Origin of the sequence: Acidithiobacillus sp. HP-2 (assembly GCF_015100155.1) — a bacterium.
GTDB lineage: Bacteria > Pseudomonadota > Gammaproteobacteria > Acidithiobacillales > Acidithiobacillaceae > Acidithiobacillus.
In genome coordinates, this window is the sequence record NZ_JACKZA010000009.1 from 61,851 (window position 1) to 77,387 (window position 15,537).

Consider the following 15,537-nt stretch of genomic DNA (forward strand, 5'->3'; position numbering starts at 1 on the left):
GAATATTAATTGCCGTTACCGAGGCCCTGTTCTTGCAGCCAAAGCCAGAGCAGGCCAAGGTATTCATGGCAGGCCTCACTGCTGATTTCCATGAAAATGGCTCGAGGTAGCCAGCTATCCAGCTTCAGTTCCCGGACCCGATTCAGCCGATAGTCGGTGGGTACAGGGATCACTTCCAGGTGAGACAAGCGAAACCAGGCGACAGCCCGAGGCATGTGCAGGGCTGAAGTCACCAGATATATTTTTTGGATATGATGCGCGGCCAGCAATGCGCTGGAGTCGGCGGCGTTGGCCGCCGTATTGTAAGAGTGGGTTTCCGGCCATATTGGACTGGTAACGTGAAAATCCTGGCGGAGAATGTGTGCCATGGTCGTGGCTTCCGCAGCGACTCCGAAACGCGGCGCTCCGCCACTGGGGACCACAGGTAGCTGTGTGCGGTTGGCGAGTCGCGCTGCTGCCATGAGCCGTACCAAAGTGCGGGCATTGGCGGTTTCCAGGCGGGAATGGGGAGAATCCATATCCATGACTTCACCCCCACCCAGTACGACAATGGCCTCTGGGCGCTCTGCTCCCGTTAATGGCTGGTTTAGGGTTGGGTAGCGGTTTTCCAGAGGCATGAGCAGCAATCGGGCACCGATCGCGGTTGAAAAAAAGTATAGAATGCCCAGCGCCAGAATAATCAGCGTCCGTCCACAGTATCGCCAGCCCAGCACCTCACTCAGCCAGCCAAACATGACCAACAGGAACAATACTCCTGGGGGTTGGAGTAGCGCCGATGCCAGCGTCAGTACCGTGGTGTAACGCAGTAGCATGGAAGCTTCCGGTCAGTCTTCGGTCATTTCGTGAAAACTGCGTTCGGCATGGTAGGAAGAGCGTACCAGCGGGCCACTGGCGACATGACGGAAGCCCATGGCCAATCCATCCAGGCGCAGGATTTCAAATTCATCCGGGGGCACGAAGCGGGCTACGGGCAGGTGGTGACGGGAAGGAGACAAATACTGTCCCAAGGTCAGCAACTCGCAACCAGCTTCTCGAAGGTCCTGCATGACCTCACGAATTTCATCCAGCTCTTCTCCAAGCCCAAGCATCAGCCCTGATTTGCTGGGAATATCTGGATGTTCTGCCTTGAAGGCCGCAAGTAAATTGAGGGAATGTCGATAATCGGCACCGGGTCGGGCCTGTAAATAAAGGCGAGGCACCGTTTCGAGGTTGTGATTGAATACATCTGGGGGTGTATTGCGAAGCGCCGTCAGGGCTTTATCGACGCGTCCACGAAAGTCGGGCACCAGAATTTCTATGTGGAGACTCGGACAATGATCGCGTAATGCACGGATTACTTTTGCGAAATGCTGGGCACCGCCATCTCTTAGATCATCCCGATCCACGGAGGTGATGACCACAAAACGCAGTCCCATCGTCGCGACTGTCTGGGCAAGGTGCAGCGGTTCTGCCGAATCAGGAGGATTGGGGCGGCCGTGGGCCACATCACAAAACGGGCAGCGACGTGTGCATACATCGCCCAGAATCATGAAGGTGGCCGTTCCGCCGCCGAAGCATTCACCCAGATTGGGGCACGAAGCTTCCTCACAGACGGTATGCAGATCCGCTGCGCGCAGAATTTTTTTGAGCCGGTCGACTTCCGGAGACAAAGGGGAGCGTACTCTCAACCATTGCGGTTTAGGCACTCTCGGCGTTTCTACGGGAACGATGGGGATCGGAATAGGATTGCGGGCTGTTTTTTCAGCACCCCTTCCGGCTTTTTTGTCTGAGCGGATTTCCATGATCAGGCGCCTCCTTTTTTCAGAGGCCGTTGCAGCTGATCGGAAAGCGCGTTCATCAACGCTTCGGCAACGTCTCGACTGGACCAGTCGGGACAGAGATCATGGACCTGGGTGACGGCGAGTTGGGGCATTCCGCAAGGATGAATGCGCTGAAAAGGAGATAAATCCATATCAGTATTCAGGCTTAAACCATGGTAGCTACGTCCGCGCTGGACGCGCAGACCTAAAGAGGCGATTTTCGCCTCGCCCACATAAACGCCGGGAGCATCCCGACGAGCATGGGCATTTACTCCATGATCTGCCAGGAGTTGAATAACGGACTGTTCCATCATGCTGGTGAGTTGCCGTACATTAATACCCATTCTGGGTAAATCAATCAGCAGGTAAACAATCCATTGCCCCGGACCATGGTAGGTCACCTTGCCCCCCCGATCACTGCGGATGACCGGTATGGAGCCAGGATCCAGAACATCGGCGGCATCGGCATTGCGGCCGAGCGTAAATACCGGCGGATGCTGGAGCAGCCACATCTGATCAGGCGTTTCCGCATCGCGCTGGGTAGTGAATTCGCGCATGGCATCGAGCACGGTGAAGTAGGGCAGGATTCCGGGCCAGCAGCGCACCAGTATGGGGGAAGTATTCATAAGCAGAGGATGACTCCGTCCACGGCTTTTACCGCCGTATAAATATTCAGAAGCTGGGCTTCATTTTGTATTTCCAAAGAGATGGTTACCGAAAGGTACTGTCCCTGACTGCTGGCGCGCAGGGCAAAAGCGCTTTCCGGTAAATCGGGGGCATGGGGCTCTACGGCTTCGCGTACTGCACCCAGCAGATCAGCATGCTGCCCAATGACCTTGACATGATGCAGATGGGGAAAGTCATCTGCTTGCCGGGTTTCTGTCTTCATGCAAGCCCCTCATTCCGCTTCAGAGCGCGTCACCGATTTTATGGAACATCCGCGATAACCAGCCGGCTTTCTCAGCAGAAACCATGCTGACCACCGGGACTGTTTTAAGTGTTTTACCGTCAAGCTGGAAAACCAATGCTCCCACGACCGTACCTTTTTTCAGGGGGAGCTGCAAATTCGGATTGATTTCGACAACGCGCTGCAAATCCGAAAAATGTCCCTTGGGTACGGTGACGGTGACTTTTTGGGTGACACCTACGGGAACATGCATGGGAGAGAAGTCGTTCCGCGTGATTTTACCAACCTGCTGGCCTGACTGATAAACCGGATGGTTCACAAAAAAACGGTAACCGTAGTCCAACAGTGCTTCTACGGCATTGGTACTGCCAGCCCAGTTGGGTCCACCCATCACTACGGCGATCAGGCGCCGACCACTGCGTTGAGCCGTAGCGTCAATGCAATAGCCGGAGGCATCTGTCAGTCCGGTTTTCAGGCCATCCACGCTGGGATCCCGAAACAGCACGGGATTCCAGCTCCGTTGGGTGATTTTGTTGTAGGTATAGGATTTTTGTTTCGTAATTTGAATGACTTGAGGGTATTGTTGAATCAGCGTCCGGGATAGCTGCGCTACATCCAGAGCAGTGGTATACAGGTTGTCATCCGGTAAGCCATCAACATTATTGTAATGGGTATCATGCAGTCCCAGTTGTGCTGCCGTTTCATTCATCAGGGTTACAAATCCGGACTGGCTTCCTGCCACGGTTTCGGCCAATGCCACGGCGGCATCGTTGCCCGAATCAATCAGTAGCCCATGTAGGAGTTGGTCAATATTGACCGCCAGACCGGGCTGGATGAACATGCTGGAACCACCAGTTTTCCAGGCTGTGTTGGATATTTGAATGTTTTCATTGAGATTGAGGGTGCCATTGTGGATGGCCTGATAGGTCAGATAGGCCGTCATCAGCTTGGTGAGACTGGCCGGTGCGCGGCGCAGGTTTTCACTTTTTGCCGCAATAATCTGGCCCGTGTCATAGTCCATCAGCACATAGCTGACGATGGACGGCAGGGCAGGTGCTGGAGGCGTGGGGAGCCTTGGGGTCGGCACGACGGCAAAGGCGGTGCTGGCAAAAAGCAGCCCGAAAAAAACAAGAAAAACTTTACTCATCAGCGATGGGCGGAAAATCATCAGGGCCTCAATACGTAGTCTTTAATTGGAGTGTAATCTTGGAGATATCCGAAGAATTATAATGATGTCCGCCAAGAAAGCTATGTCTGTTTGCTCATTGTCCTGCAACCGGTGCTGGGCCGGGAAGCTTTACCGCGACTTTGTCCCGCGCCGTTGTTGTTCTTGGCGAAAGCCCGCGCCCGTCAGGAGAGCTGTCTGAGCCCACAGGGCGAGGAGGATGAGCCTTGGAACAACAGGCAAGGGACGTTGGAGCAAAAAGCTTCCCGGCCCACCACCGTTTGCAGTGCTATTCATGGGTTCGTGGATGTGCGTGGACTGACATCAGAATCCCCAATCCGATCATAAATGTCAGCATGGCCGTACCGCCATAGCTGATGAGGGGCAGTGGCACTCCGACTACAGGTAAAATCCCAGTGGTCATCCCCATGTTGATAAAAATATACAGAAAAAATGTCAGACTCAGGGTGCCGGCAATCAAGCGGCCAAAGGCATCCCGACTTTCAAAGGCGATGACCAGTCCGCGCAGGACAATCAGGAGGTAAGTGGCGATTAGAATGAGCACGCCAAAAAGACCGAATTCTTCGGCAAAACCGGCAAAAACAAAATCTGTTTGTGCTTCGGGCAAAAAGTCGAGATTCACCTGGGTACCGTTAAACCAGCCCTTTCCCCAAAACCCCCCGGAGCCAACAGCAATCATGCTCTGAATGATGTGATATCCCGCTCCCAAAGGGTCGCGTTGAGGGTCAAGGAAAGTCAGAATGCGCTCCTTTTGATAACCGTGCAGAAAATGCCACATGACGGGTCCACTGACTGCGACAATGATGAGTAGTCCAATAAACCAGCGCCGTCGCACGCCAGCCAGCCACATCATGAAAATGCCAGCGGCACCAATTTGGGCGGCGGTACCCAGATCTGGCTCCTTGGCAATCAACAGAAAGGGGATGGCGATCAGTATCAATCCGGTAATTGCGGCACGCCAATGGCGCACGTTTTCCTGCTGGGAGTAGTAGTAGGCCATCAGTAGCGGTAAAGCCAGTTTCATGAGTTCCGAGGGCTGAAAGGTGATGGGTCCGGCACCTAACCAGCGTCTGGCTCCGAGGCTGGTTTTGCCAGCGACCAGGGTGAGTGCCAGGAGTATAACGCCGATGCCATAAAGTGCCGGGGCCCAGGCGCGAATGCGTTCTGGCGGGGTATTGGCAATGGTGATCAGCACAATAAAGCCGATAGCAAAGTGGAATAACTGGGCGAAAACCACGCGAAGACTTTCCTGGCTGCCGCTGTAAAGTACGGCCAAACTGATGCCCATTAAAATGACAACACCGGTCAACAGTGCTGGATCCAGTTTTTGCAATGGACGGAACAGGCGTTGTGACCGGTTCATGATGATGCCTTCAAATGATGGCGCAGATAATCCAGCAAATAGGTAAACAGGGGCCATAGTAAGGCCCCCATCAACGGGCTGAGGAGCAGGCTGAAATGCCAGCTCACTGGCGCGGACCATAGTTGCCAGGACCAGACGATCAGTCGATGAGCGAACAGCAGCATGAAAATGAAAACCAATTGTTCCCAAACAGATAGATGGCGCACCCTGCCCAGGCCATTGACCAGCGCATAAACCATGAGAACACTGGCAACGGCCTGGCCACCGGGCACATCACCCATCATCATATCCTGAAGTAATCCTATGAGCCATACCACCGTATAGCTGAGTTCGGAGCCACTACGGATCGACCAGTAAAGCAGAAGCATGGCTACAAAATCCGGATGGATCATGCCATAAACAGGGCCAGAGGGGAGTGTTTCCAGGGCCATGGCCAGGGAAAAGGCGATCACTATGGCGATAGCATTCATGCTTTATCAGGCCGTGATGTCGGCTTGTTCTTTAGAAGTATGAGTACCGTGGTGAGTTGACCCAAGGGTACTGCGGGCCGCACTGAAATTTGCGCAAAGGGCTCGTCACCATTGTGAATGACCCTGGAAATGGTACCAATATGCAGGCCAGAGGGAAAACGCCCCCCGAGTCCAGAAGTGACCAATTGATCACCTGCTTTCAGGGTGGTGTTGCGCGGCTGAAAGGGAACACTCAACCAATGAATATTGCCCTTGCCATTAACCAGCAGCGGAAGGTTTGTGCCCGCCAGTTGCGCAGGGATGCTGCTGTCGAGGTCGGAAATCAGGGCGATCTGGGCGCTGAGATCGGCTACGTGAATGACTTGACCGGCCACACCACCGGCGGCCAGCACCGGCTGACCTACGTGAACGCCATTGTGACTGCCCAGATTGACGGTAATGAGCTGGCTACCGGGAGAAAAGTTTTCGGCGATGACCTGGGCAACAGCCATCCTTCCGGGTGGCTGGGGGAAACTGTCGAGTAATGCCAACAGTTGCCGGTTTTCATTGTGTAATATCTCGTTTTCCAGCAGTTTTGGTTCCAGCGATTTGAGTTTTTCCCGCAGTTGCGCGTTTTCAGCAAGCAGACTGCGGCGATCTTGCAGGTATTCACCCACTGTACGCCAGTTTTTTGTGGCCTGAAGATCCAGCCAATGAATGGGATAAGTCAGATTCCCGGACCAGTTCAGCATATTGGGATGCTTTTCGCTGAGCGCCGCAATGACAATGCTCAACAACACAAACGCCGCTACACGAAGGAGCGGCGGGTAGCGGCGAGGGAAAAACAACGCTGGCATGCTGAATGTTTACAGTTTCGCCGGGTTAATCGTCGGCGAATACCTCACCCAGAAGTTCCAGTTCTTCCAGGGCGCGGCCACTGCCTCGCGCTACACAGGTCAAAGGATCTTCGGCAACAATCACCGGCAAGGAAGTTTCCTCCATGATGAGACGGTCCAGATCGCGCAACAGGGCACCACCCCCCGTCAGAACCATGCCGCGCTCGGCAATATCGCCAGCGAGCTCCGGAGGGGTTTGTTCCAGGGCCAGCTTGATGGCGCCGACAATGGCACCCAGCGGTTCCTGAAGAGCTTCCATGATTTCATTACTATTGATGCTGAAAGTGCGGGGGACGCCTTCGGCGAGATTGCGCCCGCGAACTTCAAGCGTCAGCACTTCCTGACCGGGATAAGCACAGCCCACCTTTTTCTTGATTTCTTCGGCGGTACTTTCACCAATCAACATGCCGTAATTGCGGCGGATGTAATTAACGATGGCTTCATCCATTTTGTCACCCCCTACCCGGACGCTTTGGGAATAAACCACACCGCCCAGAGCAATTACCCCGACTTCAGTGGTCCCACCACCAATGTCCACCACCATGGAGCCGGTGGGTTCTGCGACTGGCATGCCGGCGCCAATGGCTGCCGCCATGGGTTCTTCAATCAGATGCACTTCGCGAGCTCCCGCGCTCATGGCTGATTCGCGGATGGCACGGCGTTCCACCTGCGTGGCTCCATAGGGCACACAAACAATAATACGGGGGCTGGGGCTGAGAAAACGCTGATGATGGACGCGACGAATGAAGTGCTTGAGCATCGCCTCCGTAATTTCAAAATCGGCAATGACGCCGTCTTTTAAAGGCCGAATGGCGGTGATGTTGGCGGGGGTGCGTCCGAGCATGCGTTTGGCCTCTTCACCGACATGTAAACGCCGACTGCCACCACCACGGCGGCCGGTATGAATGGCCACGACAGAAGGTTCTGAGAGGACAATGCCCTTTCCTCGCACATAAATCAGGGTGTTGGCCGTACCCAGGTCAACAGCGAGGTCCGTGGAAAAAAGTCCAAGAATGCGTTTCATGATCATCTGGTTACAAGCCTTTGTTATGCAAGTGGGGACACGGCCGGGATTTGAACAAAGTTAAACATCACTTCCGGGCTGCAAAATTCAGTGCGCAGTCTAGCATGAGGTATGGTCGAGATAAAATCTGGTGAGATTGGGGTGATTTGGCTACAGGACCTTGTTTTGCTCACAAAAAAACCAGCGGTCAAAACCGCTGGCTAATGCTGCTCGCCACCTGAAGATGCCTAAAGCTTGTAGGTTTTGGGAAAGGCAATGCCGTGGTTGTTTGCCATGTCCTTGTTGAGTACCGGTAAATCCACCTTGTCTACCCGCACATTCTTTTTGGATTGCAGCCACTTTGAAAAAATATCCCAGACTGCTTTCCCTTCAACAGGTTGCATGGCTGCCCAGCCTGCCACTTTGTATTTTTTGCTGGCAGACATCGTTTGACCACCAACCCGCATATTGCTGCAACGATGATAGATTTTTTCATCCGGATTAAAGTCATACTGAATATTCCCGACCCGGATCATATCCCCGCCCTGCTGATAATATGGGTTCGGATTGAAGATGTTATCTGCCACCTGCTCCATGATGTTCTTGATCTGTTCCCCAGTGTAGGTGTTGACGGTAACCTGGGGATAGGTGATGGCCGTCTGGCCCATGACGTCTTCCATGGTAATGGTTTCACCGGGGAGCTTGCAGTAGCCCCAGCGGAAGCCTGGGGAGAAAGAGACTTCGCAATCCATTTCTTCCCGCAAGGCGTCGCAGAGTAACTGGTCAAAGCTGCCATTAAAGTTGTCACGCCGGTAAAGCAGGCTTTCGGTAGTAGCCAGGGGCTGCGCCAATTTCTGCTGATAAGGGCTGCGGACCTTATGGATGTAGTCAGCCATCTCCGGATCTTCCTTGATCAGGTTGGAGAACACCGGCAGATAATGGAAACGCCAGCCATTAAGCTTGCCTTTGCCGACATCCAGATCGAAACGGGCTAATACCTTGCCATTGGTGCTGGTATTGATTATTAAGGTATTGCCGACCATGAAAGGCTTGGGTCCCATAATGTCATGGGTATGACCACCCAGAATGATATCAATGCCCTTGACCATTGAGGCCATTTTCTTGTCAACGTCAGCACCGTTATGCGAGAGCACGACCACCAGATCAGCGTGCTGTTTCTCGCGGCATTCTGTCACCATTTTCTGCATATGCCCGGTATGAATACCAAACCCCCAGTCAGGTATCATGTAACCGGGATTGGCGATGGGGGTAAAAGGAAAAGCCTGACCAATAACGGCAATTTTACGGCCACTGACCTCATGAATATGGTAGGGTTTAAAAACCAGTTCCTGCCAGGTATTGTTGAAGATATTCTGGGCCAGAAAATTGGCCTTGAGTTCAGTTTTGACCAGATGCTCCACCTGATCCTGCCCGTAAGTAAATTCCCAATGGCCAACAAAATCATCTATCCCCAGGAGATTCTGGGCCCCGACCATATCCGCACCCTTGGTCCAGAGACTGGTTGCTGAACCCTGCCAGGTATCTCCACCATCCAGCAGCAACACCTTGTCTCCCCGTTGTTGCCGATAGCGTTTGACCAGGCTGGCGATATGTGCATATCCACCGATTTTGCCGTATTTGTGCGCGAGAGTGTCGAAGTCCAGGCAAGAATAGGCATATTTGCTGGAAGAGGGGGTAGCTACTCCATAATAATCCAGCATCCACTGTCCGCAGAGATGGGGAACCTGATTCAGTACCTGCCCTACGCCGATGTTGGTATCCGGTTCACGCCACCATACCGGCAGCAATTGCGCATGAGAGTCAGTCATGTGCAATAAGGTGACATTCCCATAATCAGGAATTTCATAAGGGTCGGCATCTGCCCCCCAGGCCGACTGCACGGCACCCGGTGTCAGGAAGCTGCCAGCACCGGCTATTCCCATTAATTGCATGAAATCACGTCTACTTAAGTTCATTGAATCCTCCGATACGGATTAAAGCCCGCCAGCAGCGGCTTGCTTCATCACGGTAATAATCTGGTGATCCAGCTCCTGAGCCACCTTGGCGGATTCTGGATTTTTCGGGAAATATTTCAGGGCGTAGGTGGGTAAATAGGTCATCAATTTTAGTTGGCCATTTTGTTCATACATGACAATTTTACAGGGTGCAAAAGCCCCAAATTCCGGTGTGCTTTTGAGGATTTTTGCACCCAGAACCAAATTACAGACCTCATAAATGACATAGGGCTGATTGCTTTTAATACCTCTTTCCTTGAGTCCCTGCTGAACATCCAGCGTGCCTACCACATTCATATTTTCAGCCTCGGCACCGCTCTGAATACCCATTTTGATCTGGGCCGGAGTGACACCTTTCTGCACATTGACAATGTACAGCGGGCTGGCGGTATTAATTGCTGGCATTCCGGATACTGTCGAAGAAATCTCGGCACCCTGTGCCCAGCCGCCAAGACTCAATCCCGTGCAACATAATCCGAGCACAAGTACTGATTTTTTCATATTCATGGTATTCCCCATTGTTTCTGGTAAAAATAGTAGCGGGTAAAAATTCAGGATTTATTATCCGGGGTTGAGTTCATGGACGATATCCCGGCACATTGATCTTGATGCCGTTGCTGAGATAACTCATAAAATATTCCAGCCGCTGGTAATCTGCACTTTCGAGCGGTTGTGGCACCGCACCTACTTTTTTGTCACAACCCTGCATCCGCTTTTGCAAAGTATTGACTGCCGACCAGGCAGCGCGATAAGTCGGGAAATGGGCGCTTTGGCCCTGTACTGGAGAGATGATTTGTGCGCGTAAATATTTCCCGGCATAAGCAACATGACAAGTAGCACAGGAAAAATTAAGTTGTCCGCGTTTCATGAAAAAGTAGGCTTTACCTTCTTCAAAGGCTTTCGTGGCCCCCGGACCCTGTACCTGAACATCCACGGGCATCCCATTAGAGAGCGAGGTCAGATAAGTTTGCAAAGCCACCATATCACTGCTGCCATATTTAAGCGGTGCCTCACCATTAGCCTTGCGGCAAGCATTCAGACTGGTACCGATGGTTACGATGTCATGGGTTTTGGGATCATACATGGGGTAATGTGCCGCCACACCCTTGCCACCATCAGGATAACAACTGGCATAAGACTTGCCATCAGCAAAAGGCTTGCTCCATAAAGCCTTGCCTTGGGATAAAGTCAAATCTCCGGGATTAAACTGAATGGCCTCCTGATACTGACTGTACATTTCCGGGCTGAATGCATAAGAACCCAGCGCGTACTTCTCCAAAGGCATTTTAGGATTTTGTTCCTCGAAATAGGTATGAAATTGTTTGAGCGTTTCGGCCGGTCCGACCTTGGTATTTCCCAGGTCCCACCAGTTGACTGCCTGCGCAGCCTCACTGACACCAGCTAGGCCTATGATTAAAAACGCAATCAGCAACCGCTTCATGGGTTCCTCCTTTTGTTGCAGGGGCGATTTCATTCGCCCCGATATAAGTATCAGGCTACTGTCAGTTTGGAATCGGCACTCCAGTTACCGCCGGTATTGTCTTTCCAGACTATTTTCAGGGTTCCGCTACTTTCGGCCCGCAATTTGAATGCGAGGTAGGGATTGGCACTGACGGCCGTACTCCAGTCAATGTCCAGTAACGGCTTGTTATCAAATGTCACGGTGACGGTTTGGATAAAATGGGCCGGAATGACCTTTCCAGCCTTATCTTTGGTCAGACCCGTAGTCATGGGATTCATGATCAGTGAACGGATTTCGACAATTTCCCCTTTTTTGGCGCTGCTCGCCATGCGAATCATTGGGTTACCTACATTTCCAGCCATGGATAATTCCTTTTTTCAATGGGTGTATATTGATTTAACCGCCGCAACCACCAATGGTGACTTTGACTTCCCGGGGGGCAGAGGCCATCAGAACGCCCTTATTGGTTTTGGCAACGACCCGGACATTGTCAGTTTTTGCCATTTTGATGCGTTGCTGGATGTATGCTTTACCCGCTGCAGGTGTAAACGTGAACTGACTGGCCAGAGGGGTGGGGTTGTGATCGACAAACAGATAAACCGCTGCAATGTAATCGTCTGCCGTCATGGGCGAATCCACTTCAATGGTGACGGGAACCGCTCCGCCGTTTTCAGCAATGGTAGGCGCTGTCAGTTTGACTTTGGCGGATACCGGAATGTCGGTTTTACCAACGGAGTCGGACATGGCCTCTTTCAGCAACTTGGCATCAAAAGCTTTTTCAGGCCATCCGGCAACATTATCTGCAAAGGCCAGCTGCGGTTTGATCAAGCCAAGACCAGCAGCCGTAGCCACCGCCCCTGTAGCCAGGCTGGCACCTAAAAACTGGCGTCGCTCAATGGGTTTACTCATCATTATTGTCTCCTTAGGAATTACAGATGGATTATTTACTTCAAAGACCACAAATAGTCGGCAACCTGCTCTAACTGTGTCTGCGTCAGCACTTTGTTTTTTCCAAATTCAGGCATGTTTGCGTATGGAAATAGTTTTTCAGGATCACCCAAAAAAGCGACGAGTTTTTCCTTGGTCTGAAACATCTGCTGGAATGTTACGCCCTGCATGGGCAGGGCCGGACCCACATTGCCCGCCATTGTTCCGCCCGGTAGAGCGTGGCAGGCAAGACAGTTTCCCTGTGCGCGATTGAAGGCAATAGCTTTGCCGGCCTGAATACTGCTGACGTTGCCCGGCGCTGCTGCTGCATTCACGCCAAGTCCCAGACAAGAAATCCCTGTCAACAGCAAAGCGATCTGAGCCAGCTGTTTATTTCTGTGCTTCATAAAATGCTCCTTTATTGCAGCGCTACCTACTGGCGCGGCAAAATTAACTAGCAGCTTTTGTGCCATTCTTTTAGAAAGAATGGCCTCTTACAATAAACAATAAAATAGTCTGTAAAGTATAATTGCTGGTATTGTTTTTTTAAGCCATTTTTATGGCATTTTCAGCCATAAATCTGGGTCAATAGGTGTTTTTCAATGATATAGAAAGCCAGGTGCAAAGGCGCTGTGCGGGTGAGGGTGTTGCCGTGCGCAAGAGAAGGGGCAGTCGGGCGAAAAAACAGTGTGCCAAAAGGACCAGATGTTTCGTACCGGTCCCTGCAATGGATCAGTTATCGAGGTTGTCTTCTTCAGAATCCTGGTCGCCAAGCAGGCCAATATTTTTCATTTTGGTCCGCAATTGTTTGCGGCTGATGCCCAGAAGAACAGCCGCCTGGCTTTGATTGAATCGGGTTTTTTCAAGGGCGCTGAGCACGGTTTGCCGTTCCAGGGCAGGTAAATCAAAGGGGCTTGCCGTACCTGATCCACCAGCTCCAGCATTTTGCTGGCAGATGTCGGGAGGGAGGTTTTGCCGCTGTATGTGTCCATGACGATTGAGCACCACCATCCGTTCCAGAAGATTTTCAAGTTGTCTGATATTGCCTGGCCACTCATAGGCTTCCAGGGCAGCCAGAGCCTCACTGCTGATGGTTACGGTCGGGCTGCGGCCAATGACGCTGCAGATTTGTTCCAGAAAATGATGTACCAGCGGCGCGATGTCGGCCCGTCGCTCGCGCAGCGGAGGAATATGGAGCGGAATGACATTCAGCCGATAATAGAGATCTTCCCGGAACTGGCCTTCGGCCACCGCCTTGGCCAGATCCATGTGGGTAGCTGCCACAATCCGGGCCAACATGCGCAAGGGTTGATGGGTGCCCAGACGGGTGAACTCCCTTTCCTGCAGGGCGCGGAGCAATTTGACCTGCATGGCGAGGGGCATATCTCCTACTTCATCCAGAAAAAGGGTTCCGGCACCAGCCATTTCCAGTTTGCCGGCCTGCGTACGTGTCGCTCCAGTAAAGGCGCCTTTTTCATAGCCAAAAATTTCACTTTCCACCAACTCCAGTGGAATGGCGCCACAGTTAAAAGCGACAAAAGGTTGGTCCGCACGATTGGAAGCTTGATGCAAGGCGCGAGCAACCAGCTCCTTACCGGTCCCGGATTCTCCGGTAATCAGCACATTGGAGGGTGCTGGCGCTACCAGATCAATGGTTTCCAGCAGGGTTTCGATGGCCCGGCTGACCCCGATCAAGCCGTGCCGGCGTGGCTCCTGACGCATGGGGGGTAGGGATTTGCCACGACGCCCCAGGGTTTGGCGAATCAAGGCAATCAGTTCGCCCTCATCGACCGGTTTAGTCAGATAATGTTCGGCACCCGCCTTGATGGCTTCGACTGCCTGCTCAATTTCTCCATAGGCCGTCGTAATAATGACCGGTATTTCAGGGTGCGTCGCCTTGATATTGCGCAATAGTTCGGTGCCGGAAAGCCCGGGCAGACGCTGATCAGTCAGGATTAATGCAGGTTCAGTGTTTTCAATGGTCGCCAGTGCCTGTTCGCCATTTTCAGCTTCCAGTACCTGGAACCCCTCTGCAGTCAGTACCGCTGCCAAAACACAACGAAGGTTTTTTTCATCTTCTACAATTAAAATCAGATTCTGCATGTTTATAGGGTCGGTCTCAGAAATTTTTTGGTCATGGTCATCATCAGGATGACAGGGGAAGCTTGCCGGGCAAATGGAGAATGAACCTGGTACCAGAATGGGTTTCGCACAACTCTACGCTGCCATCATGCACCATCATGATTTTGGTGACCACTGCCAATCCCAGGCCACTACCCTTGGTTTTGGTGGTGACATAGGGTTTGAAAATGGTCGCCCGTTTTTCTGGGGGAATGCCCGGTCCATTATCAGAAACCATAATGTCCAGCTGCGCAAGCCCGGATTTTTCTGCAGCAAGATGCAGCTCCCCATCTTGCACAGGCAGGGCATCAATGGCATTGAGAATCAGATTGCTCAATGCCTGTTCGATCAGGGAAGGGTCCAGTATGGCATGCAGGGATGCCGGACAATCCAGAGTGGCCATAATGGTTTTGGTCTCCAGGTCTGCGCGATGTCTGGTGAGGCATCGTTCCAGCAGATGCCGGATTTGCGTGTCGACAGGGATCGCCGCGTAGGGCCGGCCAAAGTCCAGAAAGCCTTGAGTCATGTCATACAGGCGCTGTACTTCTTCCTCAATGATGCGGATAAAATCGCCCTGATTGTCTGCCCCCTGACCATAGCGCACCAGGTAACGAGCGGCGCCGCGCAGGGAGGACAGGGCGTTACGGATTTCATGGGCCACCTGCGCAGACATTTCACCAATGGTGACCATACATTGCATTGCCTGTTGGCGCTGGTGCAGCTGACGAAGCTCCAGTAAGTGTTCCCTGAGGCGCTGTTCGGTGAAGCGAAAAGCCCATTCCAGACGGTACAGTTCGTCGCCCGACTGGGGAGGGCGAACCAGGGTGAACTTTTTGTCGAGGCCAAGACGGTCTTCCATGCTTTCAATTTCATCCAGTAGTCTTAATACTGGGCGCGTCATCGCCAGACTGACCAGATAGGCCCCCAACAGACCCAGTAATGTGGTAATCAAGCCAAGTACAATCAACCGACTGGTGGTTCTATCCAGGCGCCGGTTCACCAGTCTGCTAATATGTTTCTGATTGCCCTGGAGATATACAGAGCCCAGCTGATTACCTCCGGCCAGAATGGGCGCAGCGAAGTGATCTGCCTGATGGGCGTTGGCTCTGGACAAATATGAAGGGAGGGTTTGTCCCAACTGGCGGATATCGGGGCTGGCTACCACGACATTTCGGCTATTGGTGATGACTACTGTTTGCACCAAAGGATTGTGCAGTTCTGCCAGCTTGCCCAGTTTTCCACCATCTTTCAGCAGGAGAGGGTCTGCTGCCGAGCTGGCCAGCGTTTCCGTCAGCCGCAGCAATTCGGTCTGTACCTGATTGGTGAGATCGTTGCGTACGGAGGTGTATAAAAATATGGAGATTGATAAATAAATCAGAGCCACCAGAAGCAGCACAAAAGTCATGCTT

General features: G+C 52.5%; 17 protein-coding genes. All 17 read right to left on the reverse strand.

The features are described 5' to 3' along the window. Positions 1 to 5 precede the first annotated feature (5 nt). The 17 genes from H7F11_RS08675 to H7F11_RS08755 all read right to left on the reverse strand — a co-directional run bounded on the left by H7F11_RS08675 (position 6) and on the right by H7F11_RS08755 (position 15,533). Positions 6 to 812: a YdcF family protein gene (locus H7F11_RS08675; RefSeq protein WP_193651100.1), complete on the reverse strand. Its 807-nt coding sequence runs from the start codon at positions 810 to 812 to the stop codon at positions 6 to 8. A gap of 12 nt (positions 813 to 824) precedes the next feature. Further along, positions 825 to 1,781 carry a lipoyl synthase gene (gene lipA, locus H7F11_RS08680; protein WP_193651101.1) on the reverse strand — a complete coding sequence of 319 codons (957 nt, stop codon included), beginning with the start codon at positions 1,779 to 1,781 and terminating at the stop codon, positions 825 to 827. Between the two features lie 2 nt (positions 1,782 to 1,783). Then, positions 1,784 to 2,425 (reverse strand): lipoyl(octanoyl) transferase LipB, encoded by a 642-nt coding sequence (gene lipB / locus H7F11_RS08685; protein ID WP_193651102.1) that lies wholly within the window; start codon positions 2,423 to 2,425, stop codon positions 1,784 to 1,786. Continuing rightward, positions 2,422 to 2,688: a YbeD family protein gene (locus H7F11_RS08690; protein WP_010637236.1), complete on the reverse strand. Its 267-nt coding sequence runs from the start codon at positions 2,686 to 2,688 to the stop codon at positions 2,422 to 2,424. The genes lipB and H7F11_RS08690 overlap by 4 nt, the downstream gene beginning before the upstream one ends. Positions 2,689 to 2,707: 19 nt before the next feature. Further along, the gene (locus H7F11_RS08695; RefSeq protein WP_193651103.1) at positions 2,708 to 3,874 is read right to left on the reverse strand and encodes a D-alanyl-D-alanine carboxypeptidase family protein; all 1,167 of its coding nucleotides are present in this window, start codon (positions 3,872 to 3,874) and stop codon (positions 2,708 to 2,710) included. 286 nt (positions 3,875 to 4,160) lie between these two features. Then, positions 4,161 to 5,255 (reverse strand): rod shape-determining protein RodA, encoded by a 1,095-nt coding sequence (gene rodA / locus H7F11_RS08700; RefSeq protein WP_193651104.1) that lies wholly within the window; start codon positions 5,253 to 5,255, stop codon positions 4,161 to 4,163. After that, a complete protein-coding gene (gene mreD, locus H7F11_RS08705) occupies positions 5,252 to 5,725 on the reverse strand; it encodes a rod shape-determining protein MreD (RefSeq protein WP_193651105.1) in 474 nt (157 codons plus the stop codon). The genes rodA and mreD overlap by 4 nt, the downstream gene beginning before the upstream one ends. Further along, positions 5,722 to 6,504, reverse strand: coding sequence for a rod shape-determining protein MreC (mreC, locus tag H7F11_RS08710; protein ID WP_319803395.1), 783 nt, complete (start codon positions 6,502 to 6,504; stop codon positions 5,722 to 5,724). The genes mreD and mreC overlap by 4 nt, the downstream gene beginning before the upstream one ends. Positions 6,505 to 6,586: 82 nt before the next feature. Next, positions 6,587 to 7,624, reverse strand: a complete 1,038-nt coding sequence (locus tag H7F11_RS08715; RefSeq protein ID WP_372606774.1) for a rod shape-determining protein — start codon at positions 7,622 to 7,624, stop codon at positions 6,587 to 6,589. A 227-nt stretch (positions 7,625 to 7,851) separates the two neighbouring features. Then, positions 7,852 to 9,579 carry a thiosulfohydrolase SoxB gene (gene soxB, locus H7F11_RS08720; protein ID WP_193651107.1) on the reverse strand — a complete coding sequence of 576 codons (1,728 nt, stop codon included), beginning with the start codon at positions 9,577 to 9,579 and terminating at the stop codon, positions 7,852 to 7,854. Positions 9,580 to 9,597: 18 nt separating this feature from the next. Next, positions 9,598 to 10,125 (reverse strand): DUF302 domain-containing protein, encoded by a 528-nt coding sequence (locus tag H7F11_RS08725; RefSeq protein WP_227485368.1) that lies wholly within the window; start codon positions 10,123 to 10,125, stop codon positions 9,598 to 9,600. A gap of 70 nt (positions 10,126 to 10,195) precedes the next feature. Continuing rightward, a complete protein-coding gene (soxA, locus tag H7F11_RS08730; RefSeq protein ID WP_193651108.1) occupies positions 10,196 to 11,059 on the reverse strand; it encodes a sulfur oxidation c-type cytochrome SoxA in 864 nt (287 codons plus the stop codon). A gap of 50 nt (positions 11,060 to 11,109) precedes the next feature. Then, positions 11,110 to 11,442, reverse strand: a complete 333-nt coding sequence (soxZ, locus tag H7F11_RS08735) for a thiosulfate oxidation carrier complex protein SoxZ (RefSeq protein WP_193651109.1) — start codon at positions 11,440 to 11,442, stop codon at positions 11,110 to 11,112. Positions 11,443 to 11,476: 34 nt separating this feature from the next. Next, entirely contained in the window at positions 11,477 to 11,989 is a 513-nt protein-coding gene (gene soxY / locus H7F11_RS08740; protein ID WP_193651168.1) for a thiosulfate oxidation carrier protein SoxY, read from the reverse strand. Positions 11,990 to 12,024: 35 nt separating this feature from the next. Beyond that, on the reverse strand, positions 12,025 to 12,480 hold the full coding sequence (gene soxX / locus H7F11_RS08745; RefSeq protein ID WP_227485369.1) for a sulfur oxidation c-type cytochrome SoxX: 456 nt from the start codon (positions 12,478 to 12,480) through the stop codon (positions 12,025 to 12,027). Between the two features lie 259 nt (positions 12,481 to 12,739). Then, positions 12,740 to 14,110 carry a sigma-54-dependent transcriptional regulator gene (locus H7F11_RS08750; RefSeq protein ID WP_193651111.1) on the reverse strand — a complete coding sequence of 457 codons (1,371 nt, stop codon included), beginning with the start codon at positions 14,108 to 14,110 and terminating at the stop codon, positions 12,740 to 12,742. Positions 14,111 to 14,153: 43 nt separating this feature from the next. Beyond that, positions 14,154 to 15,533, reverse strand: coding sequence for an ATP-binding protein (locus H7F11_RS08755; protein ID WP_227485370.1), 1,380 nt, complete (start codon positions 15,531 to 15,533; stop codon positions 14,154 to 14,156). Between the last annotated feature and the right edge of the window lie 4 nt (positions 15,534 to 15,537).